Origin of the sequence: Bacillus sp. FSL M8-0025 (assembly GCF_037975475.1) — a bacterium.
Classification (GTDB): Bacteria; Bacillota; Bacilli; order Bacillales; family Bacillaceae; genus Bacillus; species Bacillus subtilis.
Genome location: NZ_CP150258.1, coordinates 717,990 through 735,287, shown reverse-complemented (window position 1 = coordinate 735,287; position 17,298 = coordinate 717,990). Strand labels below are relative to the sequence as shown.

The 17,298-nt window shown below is 47.4% G+C and carries 19 protein-coding genes and 1 pseudogene; all 20 read right to left on the bottom strand.

The features are described from left to right. Window position 1: 1 nt before the first annotated feature. The 20 genes and pseudogenes from yesS to rapH all read right to left on the bottom strand — a co-directional run bounded on the left by yesS (window position 2) and on the right by rapH (window position 17,174). Complete coding sequence (gene yesS, locus MKX38_RS03800) at window positions 2–2,287, bottom strand: transcriptional regulator YesS (RefSeq protein WP_339188672.1); 2,286 nt, start codon at window positions 2,285–2,287, stop codon at window positions 2–4. 22 nt (window positions 2,288–2,309) lie between these two features. Continuing rightward, the gene (yesR, locus tag MKX38_RS03795; protein WP_017695606.1) at window positions 2,310–3,344 is read right to left on the bottom strand and encodes a rhamnogalacturonyl hydrolase YesR; all 1,035 of its coding nucleotides are present in this window, start codon (window positions 3,342–3,344) and stop codon (window positions 2,310–2,312) included. A gap of 15 nt (window positions 3,345–3,359) precedes the next feature. Beyond that, window positions 3,360–4,250, bottom strand: a complete 891-nt coding sequence (locus tag MKX38_RS03790) for a carbohydrate ABC transporter permease (protein ID WP_339188668.1) — start codon at window positions 4,248–4,250, stop codon at window positions 3,360–3,362. A gap of 3 nt (window positions 4,251–4,253) precedes the next feature. Beyond that, a complete protein-coding gene (locus MKX38_RS03785; protein ID WP_003233835.1) occupies window positions 4,254–5,183 on the bottom strand; it encodes a sugar ABC transporter permease in 930 nt (309 codons plus the stop codon). Then, the gene (locus MKX38_RS03780; protein WP_339188665.1) at window positions 5,180–6,463 is read right to left on the bottom strand and encodes an ABC transporter substrate-binding protein; all 1,284 of its coding nucleotides are present in this window, start codon (window positions 6,461–6,463) and stop codon (window positions 5,180–5,182) included. Before MKX38_RS03780 ends, MKX38_RS03785 begins: the two co-directional genes overlap by 4 nt. A gap of 103 nt (window positions 6,464–6,566) precedes the next feature. Beyond that, window positions 6,567–7,673, bottom strand: coding sequence for a two-component system response regulator YesN (gene yesN / locus MKX38_RS03775; RefSeq protein WP_339188663.1), 1,107 nt, complete (start codon window positions 7,671–7,673; stop codon window positions 6,567–6,569). Beyond that, a complete protein-coding gene (yesM, locus tag MKX38_RS03770) occupies window positions 7,673–9,406 on the bottom strand; it encodes a two-component system sensor histidine kinase YesM (RefSeq protein WP_339188660.1) in 1,734 nt (577 codons plus the stop codon). The genes yesN and yesM overlap by 1 nt, the downstream gene beginning before the upstream one ends. After that, on the bottom strand, window positions 9,403–10,032 hold the full coding sequence (locus tag MKX38_RS03765) for a YesL family protein (RefSeq protein WP_339188659.1): 630 nt from the start codon (window positions 10,030–10,032) through the stop codon (window positions 9,403–9,405). The genes yesM and MKX38_RS03765 overlap by 4 nt, the downstream gene beginning before the upstream one ends. Before the next feature lie 114 nt (window positions 10,033–10,146). After that, window positions 10,147–10,449, bottom strand: coding sequence for a YesK-like family protein (locus MKX38_RS03760; protein WP_339188657.1), 303 nt, complete (start codon window positions 10,447–10,449; stop codon window positions 10,147–10,149). Between the two features lie 22 nt (window positions 10,450–10,471). Next, a complete protein-coding gene (locus MKX38_RS03755; protein ID WP_339188656.1) occupies window positions 10,472–11,014 on the bottom strand; it encodes a GNAT family N-acetyltransferase in 543 nt (180 codons plus the stop codon). Window positions 11,015–11,138: 124 nt separating this feature from the next. Next, window positions 11,139–11,708 (bottom strand): spore coat protein CotJC, encoded by a 570-nt coding sequence (gene cotJC, locus MKX38_RS03750; RefSeq protein WP_003233850.1) that lies wholly within the window; start codon window positions 11,706–11,708, stop codon window positions 11,139–11,141. Window positions 11,709–11,722: 14 nt separating this feature from the next. Then, a complete protein-coding gene (gene cotJB / locus MKX38_RS03745; protein WP_003219491.1) occupies window positions 11,723–11,986 on the bottom strand; it encodes a spore coat protein CotJB in 264 nt (87 codons plus the stop codon). Further along, window positions 11,970–12,218 carry a spore coat-associated protein CotJA gene (cotJA, locus tag MKX38_RS03740; RefSeq protein ID WP_003219489.1) on the bottom strand — a complete coding sequence of 83 codons (249 nt, stop codon included), beginning with the start codon at window positions 12,216–12,218 and terminating at the stop codon, window positions 11,970–11,972. The genes cotJB and cotJA overlap by 17 nt, the downstream gene beginning before the upstream one ends. Window positions 12,219–12,344: 126 nt before the next feature. Continuing rightward, window positions 12,345–13,210, bottom strand: a pseudogene (locus tag MKX38_RS03735) (NmrA family NAD(P)-binding protein). Further along, a complete protein-coding gene (locus MKX38_RS03730) occupies window positions 13,207–13,653 on the bottom strand; it encodes a nuclear transport factor 2 family protein (protein ID WP_339188653.1) in 447 nt (148 codons plus the stop codon). Before MKX38_RS03730 ends, MKX38_RS03735 begins: the two are co-directional and overlap by 4 nt. A gap of 78 nt (window positions 13,654–13,731) precedes the next feature. Further along, window positions 13,732–14,316: a TetR/AcrR family transcriptional regulator gene (locus MKX38_RS03725; RefSeq protein ID WP_235120614.1), complete on the bottom strand. Its 585-nt coding sequence runs from the start codon at window positions 14,314–14,316 to the stop codon at window positions 13,732–13,734. Window positions 14,317–14,430: 114 nt separating this feature from the next. Further along, the gene (gene yeeK, locus MKX38_RS03720) at window positions 14,431–14,868 is read right to left on the bottom strand and encodes a spore coat protein YeeK (RefSeq protein ID WP_003244206.1); all 438 of its coding nucleotides are present in this window, start codon (window positions 14,866–14,868) and stop codon (window positions 14,431–14,433) included. Window positions 14,869–15,001: 133 nt separating this feature from the next. Beyond that, window positions 15,002–15,721 (bottom strand): YebC/PmpR family DNA-binding transcriptional regulator, encoded by a 720-nt coding sequence (locus MKX38_RS03715; RefSeq protein WP_003242611.1) that lies wholly within the window; start codon window positions 15,719–15,721, stop codon window positions 15,002–15,004. Between the two features lie 159 nt (window positions 15,722–15,880). Further along, the gene (gene phrH / locus MKX38_RS03710) at window positions 15,881–16,054 is read right to left on the bottom strand and encodes a phosphatase RapH inhibitor PhrH (RefSeq protein ID WP_003242557.1); all 174 of its coding nucleotides are present in this window, start codon (window positions 16,052–16,054) and stop codon (window positions 15,881–15,883) included. Beyond that, on the bottom strand, window positions 16,044–17,174 hold the full coding sequence (gene rapH / locus MKX38_RS03705) for a response regulator aspartate phosphatase RapH (protein WP_339188650.1): 1,131 nt from the start codon (window positions 17,172–17,174) through the stop codon (window positions 16,044–16,046). Before rapH ends, phrH begins: the two co-directional genes overlap by 11 nt. Between the last annotated feature and the right edge of the window lie 124 nt (window positions 17,175–17,298).

Sequence of the window (17,298 nt, the reverse complement as noted above, 5' to 3'; positions counted from 1 at the left end):
TTCACGGCGTTTCCTGATACATTTGCCTGAAGACACCCGGCGGCATGCCGACCTGTTTTTTAAAAATCCGATTGAAGTAATTGTGGCGGTAGCCGACTTCTTCTGACACGTCATGAATTTTTTTATTCGTATTGACCAGCAGTTCTTTCGCCTTTTCGATTCTGATCTGGGTCACATAATCGATAAAATTAATGCCGGTCACTTGCTTAAATGCCTTGCTTAACGTATAGGAATTCATGCCAAGCGCATCGGCACAGCTTTCCAATGAAATGTCCGCCATATACTGTTCGTGAATCATCGCAATCACACGTTCTGCCAGCTGCTTTTGCTGTCTGTTTTTTCTGCCCTCAAGCTTGGAAAGGTAAGGCGTCACCACTACATCCATCAGCCAGGCCGCCGCTTCGTTAGGTTCGCGCAATTCTGAAATATCAAGAAATGGATTCCGGTTCTGAAACAGTTCGCTGGGATTGAGCCCGGAATGCAAAATATCCTCCTGAATGCGGGAAAACAGCTGAATCAGGGCGGAATGCACATGCCTGTCTATGGCCGCCTTTTCCGCCAGTTCCCTCATACATCCATCTATCAGTTCCTTGGCTTCCTGTTTTCTTTCCAGACGGATGGCCTGAACAATTTGTTTTTCCAGCTCAAAAGGGTAATAAGGAGCGAACTGCTCATCCCGAGGGAAGTCGGCCTGCAAATCAATGACCTGATCCCGGTTAGCAAATTTCCTGCGGGATTTGCCGCATTTCACATTCTGAAATAAAGAAGGGATTTCCGTGACACGCTCCGTTTTGCTGCTCAATGTCGAGGTCAGGCATAGTCCGGTTACATCCCCAAATTGGCGTGCCAGCTCCGTTATATACGCCTTCAGATCAGAGCTGTTTGTTTTCATCACAAGAACGGTGACAGAAAGCCGGCCGATATCAAGTATGGAGAGCTGAAAAACGTGTTTATCCGCCAATTCCTCAGCCAGATTGGTCAGGGTAAACACGGCAAGCTGTTCATCACCTTCACGGAAGATGCTTTTTTCACAACGGAGCCCTGTCACCTGTAGATCAAGCACATGAAACACGTTTCCGCCGATGTTCCAGCCAGCCTCCTCCATCCGCAATCTGAGGCTTTCCTCGTTGTCATAGTAAAAATCGCCCTGCAAGAGATGCTGCAAAAAACTTTTTTTCATATGGGGCGTCTGCCGCAGGAGCTGCTGTTGGAGCTTCCGGCTTTCAAGGGATAGATCCTGCCATCTCTTTTCAATCCATTTGAATTCATCCTGCCCGGACGCCTGCCATGTTTTCTTCTCTCCTCCGGTAAACAAGCCAAGCAAATGCTGGATGGGACGATAGATTTTTTTTGATGCATACCATGTCATGCACACCGCCAAACCGATGCAAATGACCAGCATCACGATGATCACTTTTGATAAAAACACCATCGGCGCTGTAATAGCTGAAAGAGGCGCCGCTGACACAAAGGTCCATTGCTGATGCATCCGGTTCATTTCTCCAAAGGAGACAGAATACACCTTGCCTTCCCAATCCATCTGAAAATGGCCGTTCTCAGCAGGCTGTTTTTTTATCTCTTGAAGTAAAGTCTTTTCAAAATCTTTTTCCCCTTCATGAAACAGCACCTCTTGATTTTGATCTAAAAGCAGCGCACTGCCATCAGGATAGGGGGACAAGCTTTGCAGGATTGATTCCATTTCTTTCGAATCAACCGCCAGCATGATCGCGCCGAACGGTTTCTCCGCCGCGCCCGGAATGAGCTGGATCAGCATCGCTTGATTTCCCGACCGTTTCCAATAAATGCTGTGGTCTGAGGCAAGCAGCGAGCGATACTTGCGAAGGCCCTCTTGTTCTGTCAAAGCGCTGTATTCAGGGCTCAGCACAAGTGGCCGGGGGCTGTTCAGAAAGATGGAAGCCTGCTCGATCAGCGGCTGCTGATCCCGCAAAAGAAACAGCTTTTTCGTTAATTGATAGGAGAACGTATAATCTTTCTCCAAATCCCTCTCGGCCAATCCATTCATCAGTGAAGAATCGTAGGCCATCTGGGTGAGAGCCAGTTCAAGCACTCCCAGCTTCTCATCCATTCGGCTGACCTCACGCGCCACCTGTGTTTCATGCGATCTCTGCAGCTCTTTCTCCACCTTGTCGATCGAAAGAAAGTAGATTGCGCCGCCAGTCAGCAATCCGGGAATACAGGCAATCAGCAAAATGAAGACAAAGTTTCTTTTGAAATACGTTCCCTTCCAGCGAGAAACCCGTTCCTTCTGTTGAGGCTGTTTTTTCATCCCTTTCCCCCCGCCGCTGTCTTTACTGATACACGCGTTTTTTCGTTTTCAAAACATCAGCAAGAAACGTCAGCGCAAGTCCCTGCCCCCATCCTTGTATTCGTTTGTAAGGCACCTGTTTGTATCCTTCGGCATTTTTCATGACGGCTGTCCCGGCCGATACCTTGCTGACCCGTCCGTCCTCTTCCACCGCATCCAAAATGGCGGCAAGCGATTTCTGCACATATTTTGTATACAGCTTTCCGCTCGACATCAGAGCAGAAGCAATACCCGCTGATGCCGAAACCTCCAGATAAGAATCCGGATCATCCAAAATCGTATGCCACAGCCCTGATTCATCCTGAAGCCGGACAAGCGCGCTCAGTTGGTCTCTGAGCGATCCGTCGATGATCATAAAGGAAGGATGTGTCACCTCAATAAGGGGGAGCGCCTTTGCCATCGTGAGTGCCGCCCAGCCGTTCGCTCTGCCCCAATAAATCCCCGACAGATGATTTTGCGCTTTGTTGTCCCAGGCGTGGTAGTACAAATTCGTGACAGGGTCCTGAAGCACGTCCTCATGTCCGTGAAACTGGCGCAGGCCGTCTTCAAAATAATCCTCACGCTCCATGATCCGCCCGATTCTCAGCATAAACAGCCCAGCCATCATCAGCGTATCCGCCCATGCCTGCTCAGGAAACACGTATTCTGCTGCATTCACCGTATGCTGAAGGATACCCTCGCCAAAGCGCGGCGCCTTATGCAGCACATATTCCGCCATCTCGGCCGCTGTTTCCAAATACACCTCATCACCCGTCACCTTGTGGAGGAACAAAAGCGTATGCCCAATGGAAACTCCGTTGATCGAAAGCGGCGGCAGCCCATCCTCCAGCTGTTCATCCACCCACGTTTTTAACAGATTGATATATTCCTCGTTTTCCGTCGCTTCATAGGCCTCCGCCACACCGTAAAACGCGACGCCGCCCGGCCAATCCCACGCAAAATCCATCTGAAATGTCCGTTTCACGATCCGGTCAATGACGGACGTCACCTTTTCTTCATCAAAGATAAGCTGTGCCATCTGCAACACTCCTTTTTATTTTAATCCGGTCGTACTGATGCCCTGAACGATATATTTCTGAAACAAAAAGAAAACAAGAATCACAGGCAATAACGAGACGGCCGACATGGCAAACATCGCGCCCCAGTTCGAAGCCGACTCTGTATCGAGAAAAAGCTTCAGCGCAAGTGAAACAGGGTAAAGCTCCGGCTTATTCAAATACAAAAGCGGCTGAATCAGCTCCTCCCACTTCCAATAGAAGGAGAAAATCGCAGACGTCGCAAGCGCGGGGGCAATCAGCGGGAGAATGATTCGCCAAAAGCAGGCAAAGCGCCCGCATCCGTCGATTCGCGCGGCTTCATCCAGCTCCTCGGGAATCGTCCGGATAAACTGGATCATCAGAAAGATAAAAAACGCATGCCCGAAAAATTGCGGAACGACAATTGGTTTAAAGGAATTCAGCCAGTCTAATTTCGCAAATATAATATACTGCGGAATCATCAACACTTCATGAGGCAGCATTAACGTCCCCATCATGCACGCAAACCAAAATTTTTTTCCCTTAAACGGAATACGCGCAAATCCGTACGCAATGACAGCCGATGACAGGACGGCACCGATTGTTGACAGTCCGACAATGATCGCCGAGTTTTTAATAAACGTCAGAAACGGCTGTCCCGCGATACCCTTCCACCCTTCAGCATAGTTACTGAGAATAAAAGGGTCGGGAATGAGAGAATGTGAGGTTGTAAAAATACTGGCGCTTTCTTTAAACGAGCTGACAAACAGCCAAATGACCGGGTACAGCAGAAACACCGCCAGCGTTGCCGTAAAAACATGGAACAGTATGCGTTTGGGACTGACGCGCCCGGCTTTTTTTCTTTCTAAAACCGGGGCTTTTCTGACAGGCTCGTTGACCGGCTCCATCCGTCATTCCTCCTTTGACTCGTAATGAACCCAATATGACGATGTTTTAAACAATATGAGCGTAATCAGCCCGACAATGACAAGCATGACCCACGCCATCGCCGATGCGTAGCCCATTTGAAAATAGTTAAACGCACGCTGGAACAAATAGAGCGAATAGAGAAGTGTCCCGTCAAGCGGCCCGCCCTCGCCCTTCGAAATGATATAGGCAGGTGTAAATGTCATAAAAGCAGAAATCGTCTGCATCACTAGGTTAAAGAAAATAATCGGTGTAAGAATCGGAAGCGTGATCTTGAAGAAACGCTGCACCCGATTTGCCCCATCCACACTTGCCGCTTCCAAATACGAAGACGGAATGTTTTTCAGCCCGGCCAGAAAAATCAGCATTGACGACCCGAACTGCCAGACGGACAGCAGAATCAATGTCCACAGCGCACTTGTCGGATTCTGGTACCAAAGAATTTTTTGATCAATCCCGACAAAAAACAGCAGCGCATTGATGACCCCGTCATTGCCAAAAATATTGCGCCACATAATCGCCACGGCGACGCTCCCGCCGATGATCGAAGGCAGATAAAAGAGCGTTCTGTAAATGGCCGTTCCTTTTGCTGCATTGTTTAAAATGACAGCGATAAAAAGCGCGAAGCCGAGGCGGAGCGGAACCCCGGCAAGCACATACGTAAACGTCACCTTCAGAGACTGCCAATACTTTTCGTCACCCGTAAACATTTCCTTAAAGTTGTCGAGCCCGATCCATTTCGGCGCCGTAAACAAGTCATAGCTCGTGAAGGACAGAAACAGGGACGCCCCCATCGGAATCACCGTAAAGCATAGGAACCCGATGATAAACGGAGAAATAAAAGCATATCCCGCCAGATTGTCTTTTCTTATACTCCGGCTTTTTTTCATTGCGTCAGCCCCATTTCCCGTCAATTATTCCTCTCTAATATCTCATTGGCCTTTTTCCGGAACGTTTTGGCGGCTTTTTCCGGCGATACCTTCTGATACAGAATCTGATCTGACGTATCCTTCAGCAGCTTGATGACCTCCGCGCTTCCCACAGGCTCTGGCGGATCGGCTTTGCTGATGTTTTTTGACGCGGTTTCTACATACTCCACGATGTTGGTTTCTTCCTCATTCAGCTTCGGTTTAATCGCATCCGCCACCTTGTCGGAGACTGGAACGCCTCGCTCGCCTTTAATCAGCTGGTTCGCTTCCTCATTATTCACGAAGAAATTAATAAATTTCGCTGCCTCTTTTTTATGCTCAGAGCTTTTCGGAATGGAAAACAGCATACTCGGCTTCAATGTCAGCGCCTTTTCCTTCATTTGCTCCGGCGGCAGATAGAGAGACAGCGGCGAGTCTGTCAGCCGGGCAAAGCCCAAATATTGATTGGAGTAGTTCCATGTAATCGCTGACTTGCCTTTGACGATAAAATCGTCTTCCATCCCTTTAATCTGTGCGCTTTCATCAGGTGTTGGGGACGTTTTCGCTTTCACCAGCCTCAGCTGCCGTTCAAAGTAATCGACAAACAGCTGATCATCTTGATACGCGAGGCCAGTGCCGTCTTCTTTATAAAAGCGCTCACCCTTTGTGCGCAAATAATAAGGGAAGAAAATATCAGGCGGATGCATTCCGTTGGAACCGTAGACACCGGCTTTTTCCTGAAGATCATACGCCAGCTTCTCGTAATCCTCCCACGTCCAGTTTTCCTGATTGATAGACACACCGGCTTTTTTCAGCAAATCTTCATTGGCAATCACAGACAGCACGTTGACACCTAGCGTAAATCCATAAAGCTTATTGTCGATTTTTCCGCCCGACAGCATATTCTCGTCGATTGAACTGACGTCAATCGTTCCATCCTTTGTATACGGCGTTAAATGCTCCAGCTGGTTCTTCTTTCCGTATTGGGCTAAGTAAGCGGTATCCATTTGAATGACATCCGGAAGCTGGCCGGCGGCAGACATGGGCGCGAGCTTTTTCCAGTAGTCATCCCAGTTCGCAAATTCCGCTTCAATATGGACGTGCGGATTCTTTTTCTCGTAAAGTTCAATTACCTTTGTTGTATAATCATGCCTTGGCTGCCCACCCCACCACGCGATTCTGAGTGTAACGTCTTCTTTTTTTCCCGAGGCCTCTTCACCCGCTGAACATCCGCTGAAAAAAAAGACGCAGACAAGGGATAACAGCACGTAATAAATCTTCTTCAAACCAATCCCCCCTTTAATGTAAGTGCTTACATTTTATTTTAAAGCGTTCGGATAGGGCGAAACACTCAAAAAACAGTGGCGAAAGTCAAAAAAACAGAGATGGCTATCCTGCGGAAGCGCCTCCCTGTTTTCTTCTGAATTCTGACGGTGTCAGACCGGTATATTTTTTAAAAACAAGACTGAAATACTTCGGATTATCGCCAAACCCGATTTCTTCAGCAATTTCTGATACACTCGCGTCCCGCCTCATTTTCATCTGTTTCATCGCATGTTCAAGACGCACTCGTGTAACATATTGGGAAAATTTCTCGCCTGTTTCCTGCTTAAATAACTTCCCGAGATAATCAGGATTCATAAACAACATATCCTTCGCCGCCCATTTTAAGGACAGATTCGGATTTCCGAGCTCGTCGGCAATAAGCCTGATCATTTTCGAAATCACTGCGCTCCCATGCAGGTCACCAGACGCTTCAGCTGTGTCCCGAAACAGCTGCCCCGCGTGCCGGAGTTCTCCCGCCTGACTGATGACCAGCTTGCGGTCCGCAAAAACCTCCTCCACCTTTTCAGCGGCGTTCTCCTCTACGGCGAGTACGGTCCATTCTCCGCTGCTGCAAACTGCTGTCAGTGCCGATCCGAGTGCCTCTCTGGCTACAGCATCAATAGATTGTTCCCCTTTTAAGATCAAGAGGCGGATCTTTTTTCCGGCAAGTGAAGGCGGCGGAGAAAGCTGGACCACACCGGCGATCAAGCCTTCCAAGTATTGATCGGCTGCAAAGGAACGAATATGGTCGAGCTCGTGTTTTAGATGGGCTGTTTTCTTTTTGTGCACATCTTGCCGCTTCAGCTCAGCAATGATTTCCTCCAGCGAGCTGATAATCTGCTGTTCATTGCAGGGTTTCAGCAAATAATGCTTCACCCCATATTTCATGGCTTCCTTTGCGTACTCAAACTCTCCAAACCCGGACAGGACGATAAATTGCACCGACGGGCTGACGGCTGACACCTTTTTGATCAGCTCAAGCCCGTCCATGCCGGGCATTTTGACATCTGTGATGACGATATGCGGCTGCTTATGTACAATCTTTTCATATGCTTCATGTCCGTTCTGCGCTTTACCGATCAATGAGGCGCCAAGCGACTCCCACTCAATGATTCCCGCCATTCCATCAAGGATAATCCTCTCATCATCAGCCAGCAGTATTTTATACATCACACCACCTCATTTCGGCACGGTATTGTGATCACAATCCTCGTCCCCTTTTCATGCTCACTATGAATCCGCAATCCGTATGGCTCTCCGAATGTCAGGCTGATGCGCTCGCGAATATTCCAAAGTCCGATTCCTCTTCCGCCCGTTGATTCAAGAATCCGTCCATCCATGCCAGGGCCGTTATCTTCGACCGTAATACAGACACAGCCCTTCGCCTTTTTGGCCTGAATCCGGATGGCGCATGGCCTTGTAAAGGGTTCAAGCGCGTATTGAATCGCATTTTCCGCAAGCGGCTGGAGCGTCAGTTTCGGAATGAGGCAATGCTTCACCTCATCGTCAATATCCAACGTGAAATTCAGGCGCTCTTCAAATCGAAATCGCTGAATGGTCATATAGTGACGTACAATGTCCGCCTCATCCTGAATGGTCACGATATCCTTTTTCATATGTATGCTGTTTCGCAGAAGAAAACCGAGCGATTCCACCATTTTTGAGATTTGCTTTTGCTGATTCGCCTTAGCCAGCCAATTGATGGACTCGAGCGTGTTATATAAAAAATGCGGATTGATCTGGGCTTGCAGTGCTTTCAATTCGGTTTCTTTAATAATGAGCTGTTTTTCCACATTTTCTTCCATCAGCTCATTAATCCGTTTCATCATGACAGTAAAATGGCGGTTCAGCATGCCGGCCTCATCCTGTGTATGTTCCGGCAGAGAAAGCGACACACCTGCTTCAATGCCGCTGTGCTGCACCGATTTCATCGCGGTCACAAGCTGTTCAATCGGCTCCGTGATGCTGTTGGCGATTTTCCTTCCGAAAAGCAAAACCACACAGAAAAAGAGGAGAAAGCATGTGCCAATCACTGTTTTCATAAAGGAAATTTTCGCGAACATCTGATCAAAGGGGATAACGTTATAGTAGCTCCAATTTTGGTAGGATGATTGAAGGTAAGAAATAAAGTAACGTTTGTCATTCTTTTTTATCAAGTCATAACCGGGGTGCTTCAGCGTCTCTTTTGCTGCCTCAGGAACATGCGCTGATGCATGTGCCGTATACACCAAATTACCGCCTTGGTCAGCAATCATAATGTCTCCGACTGAATCGCCCCAATCCTTCGGCACATCACGAATCATCTGTTTTACATTGACTTGGATCAGCACCATGCCCAAGCCGTTCAGACTCAGCTGGTGATAGGACCTGATCTGCCGTGCTGAAATCAGGACAGGATCTGACCCGCCGAGCGTCATCCAAAGATTTCTTCCATTTTTCGCTTTCGCTCGCTTAAATACCTCTTCCTGCTCCTGCTTCAAAAGATCTGAAGAACTGCTTCCGGCTGAATACTCTGAGCCGCGGGCATCAATCACATGAATGGAATCGATGTACTTTTCATCGCTGGCATATCCCGCAAGCTGATCCCACAGCTCCTGCTTCATTTGATATTGATCATACGTATCATCCCGATTTTGCATGCTCAGGATGCGCTGAATCTGTTCGTCTGTAATGATTTCATATGACACATCCTCTATCTTCTTCAGCTCGTCTTCGATCCTTTCAGAAGACATCCGAAGCACCTCCGAGGACTTGCGGTAAATCTGCTCATCATACACATGAAAGGCATACTGGACCCCGCTGTATACAAACAGAAAGGATACGGCCATAATCAACGATAGAAACACAAACAGCTTATCCTTAATCTTCATCCGCCTGTACCAGCCAGCAACTCTTTTCTTCATGCCGCCTGTTCTTTCTCCTGCCGCTGATCCATTGACCGAAATGCTTTAAAGGACAGCTTCGTTAAGATCAGGCTGAGTAAACTCCCGCTGAAAAACAATAGAAACGTGACATGAAACAGAACGAGACAAAGCACACCGACAGCGCCCGCCGCCATTAAAAGCGTCACCGCCGGACGGCTGAAGGCAATGAAAAAGCTGATGCTCAGCACCTCTCTGATTTTTACGTCAAAATGAGAAAATACCGGGAACACATACAGCACAACAAACGCGAAAATCAAACTAATGCTCACGAATACATTGACGAGCACAGGCTGGTCCATCTGAGCCGCTATCCGCATATCCGCAAACAGAAACAGGGCAGCCGTCACAACGATAAGCCCGAGGATCTGTGATGCCCGCCATTCCTTTTTAAACGTCCGAAAAAAGACAGAAAACACCGGGGCATCTGTATTCCCCTTCGCCCATTCTCTCGCCACTGTAAACATCGCGGCAGTAGCGGGCATCAGCCCAAACACAACCAGGCCTGCAAGAGAAAACAAAATCCAAAGCACATTCAAATAGGCCAGTCTCATCACCCACGTACAAAAACGATTCAGCCCATTTGTCACACTGTGTATCATCAACATCACCTTCCCGCTTTGGAAAACGCTTTCATTTTAAAGTAATATGTATTTCTCCTTTCGAAAGAAAATTCCTGCCGGTCTGTGAAAATTTCGACATGATGAGAGACGGCAGCAGCCTTATCTTTTCCTGTAACGCCGGATGGCCTTATCGATCAAATATCCGGCAATGGCTCCGAAAATGACATTGAATCCAAGCATTCCGAGCGTAGCCCCTTCCCAGCCGCGTACATACACGAGGCTGTACCAGATCGCAAACACACCAAGGACGATCAGCCCGGCCAACATCCATTCCGGCCGACTTTTGTCAGGAAATCTCATCCGCATCAAAACGGATACGCCAGCAAACAGACAAGCCGTCACAATCCCTGTCACAGATAATATTGGCCACACATCGCCTGCCTCCCTTTTAGAAAAAGACAAAAAAGCCCCCTGCAAAGGACGCTTATTCTGCCGTAATCTCTTTCTCAAACAAATGATATCCGGACGCATCAGCACCCATGAATTCATATCCCATACGCCGATAAAAGGAATGCAGGGCGTCGCTATCAGCGACACAGTCAAGCCGGATCCGCGTTTTTTCCGGAAAGTGTATGCCCGTCTCCGCCCACTGAAGGACGCAGGCTCCTAGCCCTTGTCCCGCAAACCGGCGGCTTACTGCGAGGCGGTGTAAATAAATGGACTCCTCATGCCCATCGTCTCCCCAAAGCGTCCGGTCCCACTCGCTCGGTTCAGGCAGCAGCATCACGACAGCCGCAAGCTCTTCATCTTTTTTAAACACAAACACATGTCCCTTTTCAATTGACCCCGTGATATCATGTATATCTTGCCCTTTCAGAAGTCCGCTCCATTGGTTAGAACCCCGATCCCGGAGCCATTCAGCTGTTCGGACGAGCAACCCGGTAATCGATTCTGCATCCTCATAGACGGCCGGACACGCGTAAAATCCATCTGCAATCGTTTCGTTCTCAATCTTAAAAGCTGACATAAAGGCCTCCCAATCAAAAAGTAAGCTTGCACACACACCTTGATTATAATGCAGACCAAACTGCAAAAACAGACCATTTTCTCTGTATGTAAAAGGGTGTATGAAAGAGAGGCCAATCTGCCTATTAGAAAATCTTCTTTTTATCCCGTTCTTCTTTTAAAATTTCAACCGCTTCTCTGAAGCGCATAGAGTGTACGATTTCACGCTCACGCAAAAAACGCAGGGAATCGTTTAAATCAGGATCATCCGAAATATCAATCAGCCATTGATACGTCGCCCGCGCCTTTTCTTCTGCGGCAATATCTTCGTATAAATCGGCAATCGGATCGCCCTTCGCTTGGATATAGCTCGCGGTAAACGGCACGCCCGCCGCATTATGATAAAAAAGCGCGCTGTCGTGATTGACGTAATGATCGCCAAGCCCAGCTTCACGCAGTTGCTCCGGTGTGGCGTCTTTCGTTAACTTATAGACCATGGTCGCAATCATTTCCAAATGGGCAAACTCCTCCGTGCCGATATCTGTTAAAAGGCCGATGACCTTATCAGGAATCGTATAACGCTGGTTCAAATACCGGAGAGCCGCGGCCAGCTCGCCGTCCGCTCCGCCATACTGCTCAATCAAATACTTCGCCAGCGTCGGGTTGCACGTACTGACCTTGACAGGGTATTGCAGCTTCTTTTCATACACCCACATTCAGGCATTCCTCCTTATACTTGCCACGGCCATGGCCCTTTTCCCCAATCCCAATCCTTGCCCGCGGGGCTGTTGCCGAACTGCAGAAGCGGTCCGTAAGAGGATTCGAACTGTCTTTTTAAGTGCCTTGAATAGCCGGAATATTGATTGAATTGCTTCAGCGCATCTTCATCATGAGGATGTGTATTTAAATAAAGACTCAGCTCAACAAGCACAAAATCAGCAGCCTGTATTTGCTCAAGCTGACGATAATATTCGGCGTCAACCTTTTTTGCCATGTGCGTCTCCCCCTCGATAAGGGTTTTCATAAAAATCATAGAGATCCTTCCAAAGGGTGCCTTTCCTCAAAGCCTCCATCGGCGAAAACTGCTCCATATGCTCAGGCTGAAAGGTCATATAAAGGTTAGGGGGCGTTCTGTAATATTTCTTCCCTATGGGCGGACAGGGATCAAAACGGCTGTGAAAGGGCGTATATGATTTGACAGGCGTAAACGGCTGCATATCCTTCATTCCGACTCCTCCTTTCTCAAAAACAATGACCTTAATAGGTATGAGGCAGGAGGCATGATTATGACTGAAACACGACTTAGCTTTTTCAATAAGAAGACCTTCGGAAGCGCCGAAGGTCTTTCTAGACTACTTAGTCCAAAATGAGATCAGTGTTTCCAATACACAGCATGAGCAGCCGCAAACTCTGACAGTGAACGAGGTTCTTTTCCCGTCACACGCTTCACTGTATCCGTTACCCGATGTTCCGCACCATGGCTGATTGCCTCATCAAGCCCCGCCATAAATCCCGCATAATCAGCCGGCAAACCAGCTGCCTCCATCCGATTCTGCAGCTCGGAACGAGAAATGCTGACATGCTCCACCCGGCGTCCCGCCGCAGCACCGATAATCTCTGCCGCTTCGGCATAGCTGAGCGCCTCAGGTCCTGTCAGGATATGATGTGTCTGATGAGGGACGGCATCAGTCAAAGCACGCACGGCTGTTTCTGCAATGTCATCAGCATCAATGAATCCTAGCTTTCCCTCACCCGAAGCCGTGATGATGCGCCCCTCAGTTTGAATCGACATTCGATGCTGGACATTGATGAAATTTTGCATAAAGTATGAAGGCCGCAGCACCGTCCATTCGGGAAATTCGCGCACTGCCTGATGAATCGCGCCAAACACGGGGCCATTCTCAGGGACAACAGACGCACTTAGCATCACTACACGCTTTGCACCGAGACGCTTTGCCTCCTTTAAAAAGGGGAGCACATAGGGAGCCGGATCAAATACACCGACCGGAGCAACAAGATAGATCTGTTTTACCTGTTCCAGAGCAGGCGTAAAACTGGAGGCGTCCTTCCAATTAAAATACACATACTCAGCATCAGCAAGCGCGCCCTTTTTCCGGCTCGCAATACGCACCCTGTGCCCCAGCTCTATTAAACGGCTGGCGATTCGGCTGCCGGTTGTGCCAGTCCCGCCTGTGATTAAAATCGGATTCTGTTTCATCGTTTTCCACTCTCCTCTGTTTGCAAAAATGATCCTCCAAAGGCCTCTTTTACAACAAGCGGATTCCAATAATCCTTATAACGCACAATGCGGCCATCTCTCGTTTCGATGACACTGATATAGCTTTGGCGATAAGGCAGCCCAGTCTCAACCACATGGCCGTCACATTGAAACTCCGCAATCATCGTATTCGTATCTGCTGAACGGTACACTGTCGGAGCGGTAAATGAAGAAAGATGGATCTGCTTAGGATAATCCTTAATATAATCGTAAATGGCCGCTTTTCCTTCTATTCTTTTTGGTGATCCCTCCGGCGCATAAGGAAACTCAAATACAGCATTCTCATCCCAAAGCTCCACCCAGCTCTTCATGTCCTTCTCAAGCAAATAAGCCATAAACTTTCTCAATGTTTCACATGCTTTTTCAAACTCATTCATCAACATTCATCATCACCTCATTTTTATTTCTAGACTATTCAGTCCAAAAAGTACATACATGGGCAAAGAATTCTTTACCACATGTTAATCAAGCACTGATAAACTCACGTCAACATGGTCCTGAAGCCGATCCATATCAGCCGTCACTTTCGCAACAAATGTCAGTGACAGCCTGCTTTGATTCAGGTACCGAGCAAGCGCAGATATATCAGTATCTTCGCCATTCAATTCTCCTTGATCCTTCGCTCTTAAAAGCCCGTGATAAAAAGCGTCCTCAAGCTGCTTGGATTGTCTTTCAAAATACCGGGCAAGCTCAGGGTCATGCGGGATCTGTTCAATCGCGCTGTTAATAATGTAGCACGCCTTCGCCCGTTCCGGATCCCTCAGGGCATTGACACCCTCCTGAAAAATATCACGAATGGCTTCCTTTACAGATCCTGGCGCTTCAAGCCTTTCCATAACGGCAGCGTTTTTCCCTTCAAGATACGATTTCACAGCGGACAAAAACAAATCACGCTTCGTTCCATACGTATCATACAAACTTTGGCGCGCAATGCCTAAATGAGAGAGCAGATCCTGAAGAGACGTTCCTTCGTAGCCATACTCTCCAAAAACCTCTATCGCCCTGTGAAGAACAAGCGCCGTATCAAATTCTTTATTCCTCCCCAAAAAATGATCACCTCCTGAAACAAATGTTACCATTTTCCAGACTGAACAGTCAAGAAAAAAGCTAAAAAAACACTCTTGATCTGCAAGAGTGTCCTCTTTTTATCATCATCTTCTTTATTTATAACCGTCTTTTCCCCAGTGGCCCATATGGTGATGATGGTGGCCATAATGACCATCATGATGGTGGTGATGATTATCCTTTCCAACATGGTGATGATGGTGATGAAGATTATCTTTTCCATCATGATGATGGTGATAATAGTGGTGATGGCCATCATTTTCATGGTGCATGCTCGGATAGCTTCCAGTTCCCGGAGAGCCTCCATAGCCGCCGCTTGGGTAACCGCCGTACCCACCATATCCCGGATAGCCGCCGACTCCTCCATGTATGCCGTGATCTGGGTAGCCTTGCATGCCATAGCCCGGGTGGCCTCCATACATGCCATAGCCCGGATAGCCTGTGCTTTGCATGCCATAGCCCGGGTGGCCAATACCAAAGCCCTGATAATGACCAAAACCAGGTCCGCCATACATATGTCTTGTATCAGTCATATTTACTCTCTCCTTCACATAGGTTACAGTCCAGAGTATGAGAATATCTTATAGATCGTATAGGCGGCCGCCTACATACAGCTAAAACAATTTCCGGGACAAAAAAAGCAGGCCATAACAGCCTGCTCACTCCTTACTCACCTAAATCAACGTTATGATATACCTGCTGAACATCTTCCAAATCTTCTAATGCATCAATCAATTTTTCAAACTGTTCCTTTGCATCATCCGGAAGCGTTACTTCACTTTGCGCAAGCATTGTCAGCTCCGCTACTGTAAATTCCTCGACACCCGCGTTTTTAAACGCCTCTTGCACCGCATGGAATTGATCAGGCTCGGCATACACGATCGCGCTGTCATCCTCTTCTAAAATGTCACGTACATCAACATCCGCTTCCATCAGGATTTCAAGCGCTTCGTCAGCCGTTTTGCCTTCCACACCGATTACAGCCGTCGCGTCAAACATGTAAGCAACAGATCCGCTCACACCCATGTTTCCGCCGTTTTTCCCGAACGCCGCACGCACTTCCGGCGCCGTACGGTTTACATTATTCGTCAGCGCATCAACGATAATCATTGATCCGTTCGGCCCGAAGCCCTCATAACGAAGCTCATCGTAATTCTCTTCCGCTCCGCCCTTCGCCTTCTCGATCGCACGTTCAATGATGTTTTTCGGCACGCTGTAAGTCTTCGCACGCTCAAGCACAACCTTCAGCGCCTGGTTGGATTCCGGATCAGGCTCGCCCTGTTTCGCCGCCACATAAATCTCACGGCCAAACTTCGCATAAATCCGACTCGTATTTGCGTCCTTAGACGCCTTCTTCTCTTTAATATTGTTCCACTTACGGCCCATGATGTTCCACTCTCTTTCATATATATCAATCTAAATACTGTTATTCACTTTATCCATTATACCTCAAATGGTTTGGTTGTTTCGAGTGTCTTGCGTTAGAAATAGAAGGAATGCCGCGATGTGGAAAATGGAACGTCTTCCGTAAAGCAAGAAAAAGCCCTAGCTAAGGGCTTTCTTCTGATCACTAAGTTTGTAAGGGGAATGATCGATATACGTCGTATTTCGATCTGTCGATTCCTTAAATCCACCGGAGTTTGTCAGGGTTGGAAACGACATGCTTCCGAAAACTAGAGTAACAGCCAGACACATCATCACTTTTTTCTTAATAGGCATATAAACACTCTCCTTTTAGAATATCTTCTTGGGCTTTCAGCACTTTCCGATAAAACGCAGCTGCTTGTTCAAAGTGACAGCTGCTTTCAAAAACAGCGGCAGCACTCCGGGCACATGCTTCAATGTAAGCGTGCAGGTTCTTTTTTTCGAAATAGCTTAAAAGATCATGAATTTTTCGTTCATCAACAGTCTCCTTGTACACGGCCTGCAAGAACAGAAACAATTCTTTATAAAATTTGTGAGAACGTGCTGTGATATGGTCTAATCCTTCCTCTATGAACTGAAACGCCTTCTGTGTTTGGCCCGCTTTACATAATGTCCAGCTTAATCCAAACAAGACTTTCGGAAGCAGATCAGGCACTTTCTCTCTGCTTACTTTCGCCGCTTTTTGGAAATGTTCTACAGCCATCTGATCGTCTCCTGATCTGTCATAGCTGTTCGCGATGTTCAATAGAGAAATGGCGATAAACCTGTCATTTTGAATGTCCATTGCCAATTCCAGCGCCGTCTCTAAATGCGGGAGCGCTTTATCATAATGTTTGAAATCATCATAGTTGCCGGCGATCACAAACAAGCTTTGTATCGTTCTAATGCTGTATAGGGGATTTTTTTGATAAATGTCTAAGGCTTGAAGAATATGATGCATCGACACATGGGTTTGCTTCATGTGATAATACGCTTCGGCCACTTTAAAATGGAATTCCGCTTTCTCAATTTCATCTGACACAAACGGCAGTTCTTTCTCCGCCTCGCGATAATACCCGATCGCTTCCACATATTCTTTTTGATCAAATTCATACATGCCGCGGAAAAACAAAGAGTAGTATTTCAAAAGGCCTGTGAGTTTTTTCTGAGGGGTCTCAATCGTTTCAAGAAGCTCTGTCACTGTAGGGCGATTCCCGTATGTTTTTCCCGGCTCCAAATAATCCAGCATCAGCTGGTGACGAAAACACATCAGAGAATAATAGATCAGTAAATCCTGGTCTTCTTCCATCTGCTGAATGTCCTGCTCCACCTCCGCTTTCAGAATCTCAGCATCCGGAACACTGAACTGGCGAATCATTTTATACCATTCATTAATCTTAACACCTACACGCGAAGACGGTATGGCTTGACTCAACGGCTTCCCTCCTTCTCTATGAGATATGTCATATTCTATCAATCCCAAATTTTGAAAACAACAAAGAAGGAAGAAATTGTTTTTTCATCCTGTCAATTTGTTTTTCTTCGTAAAAAAGAACCCT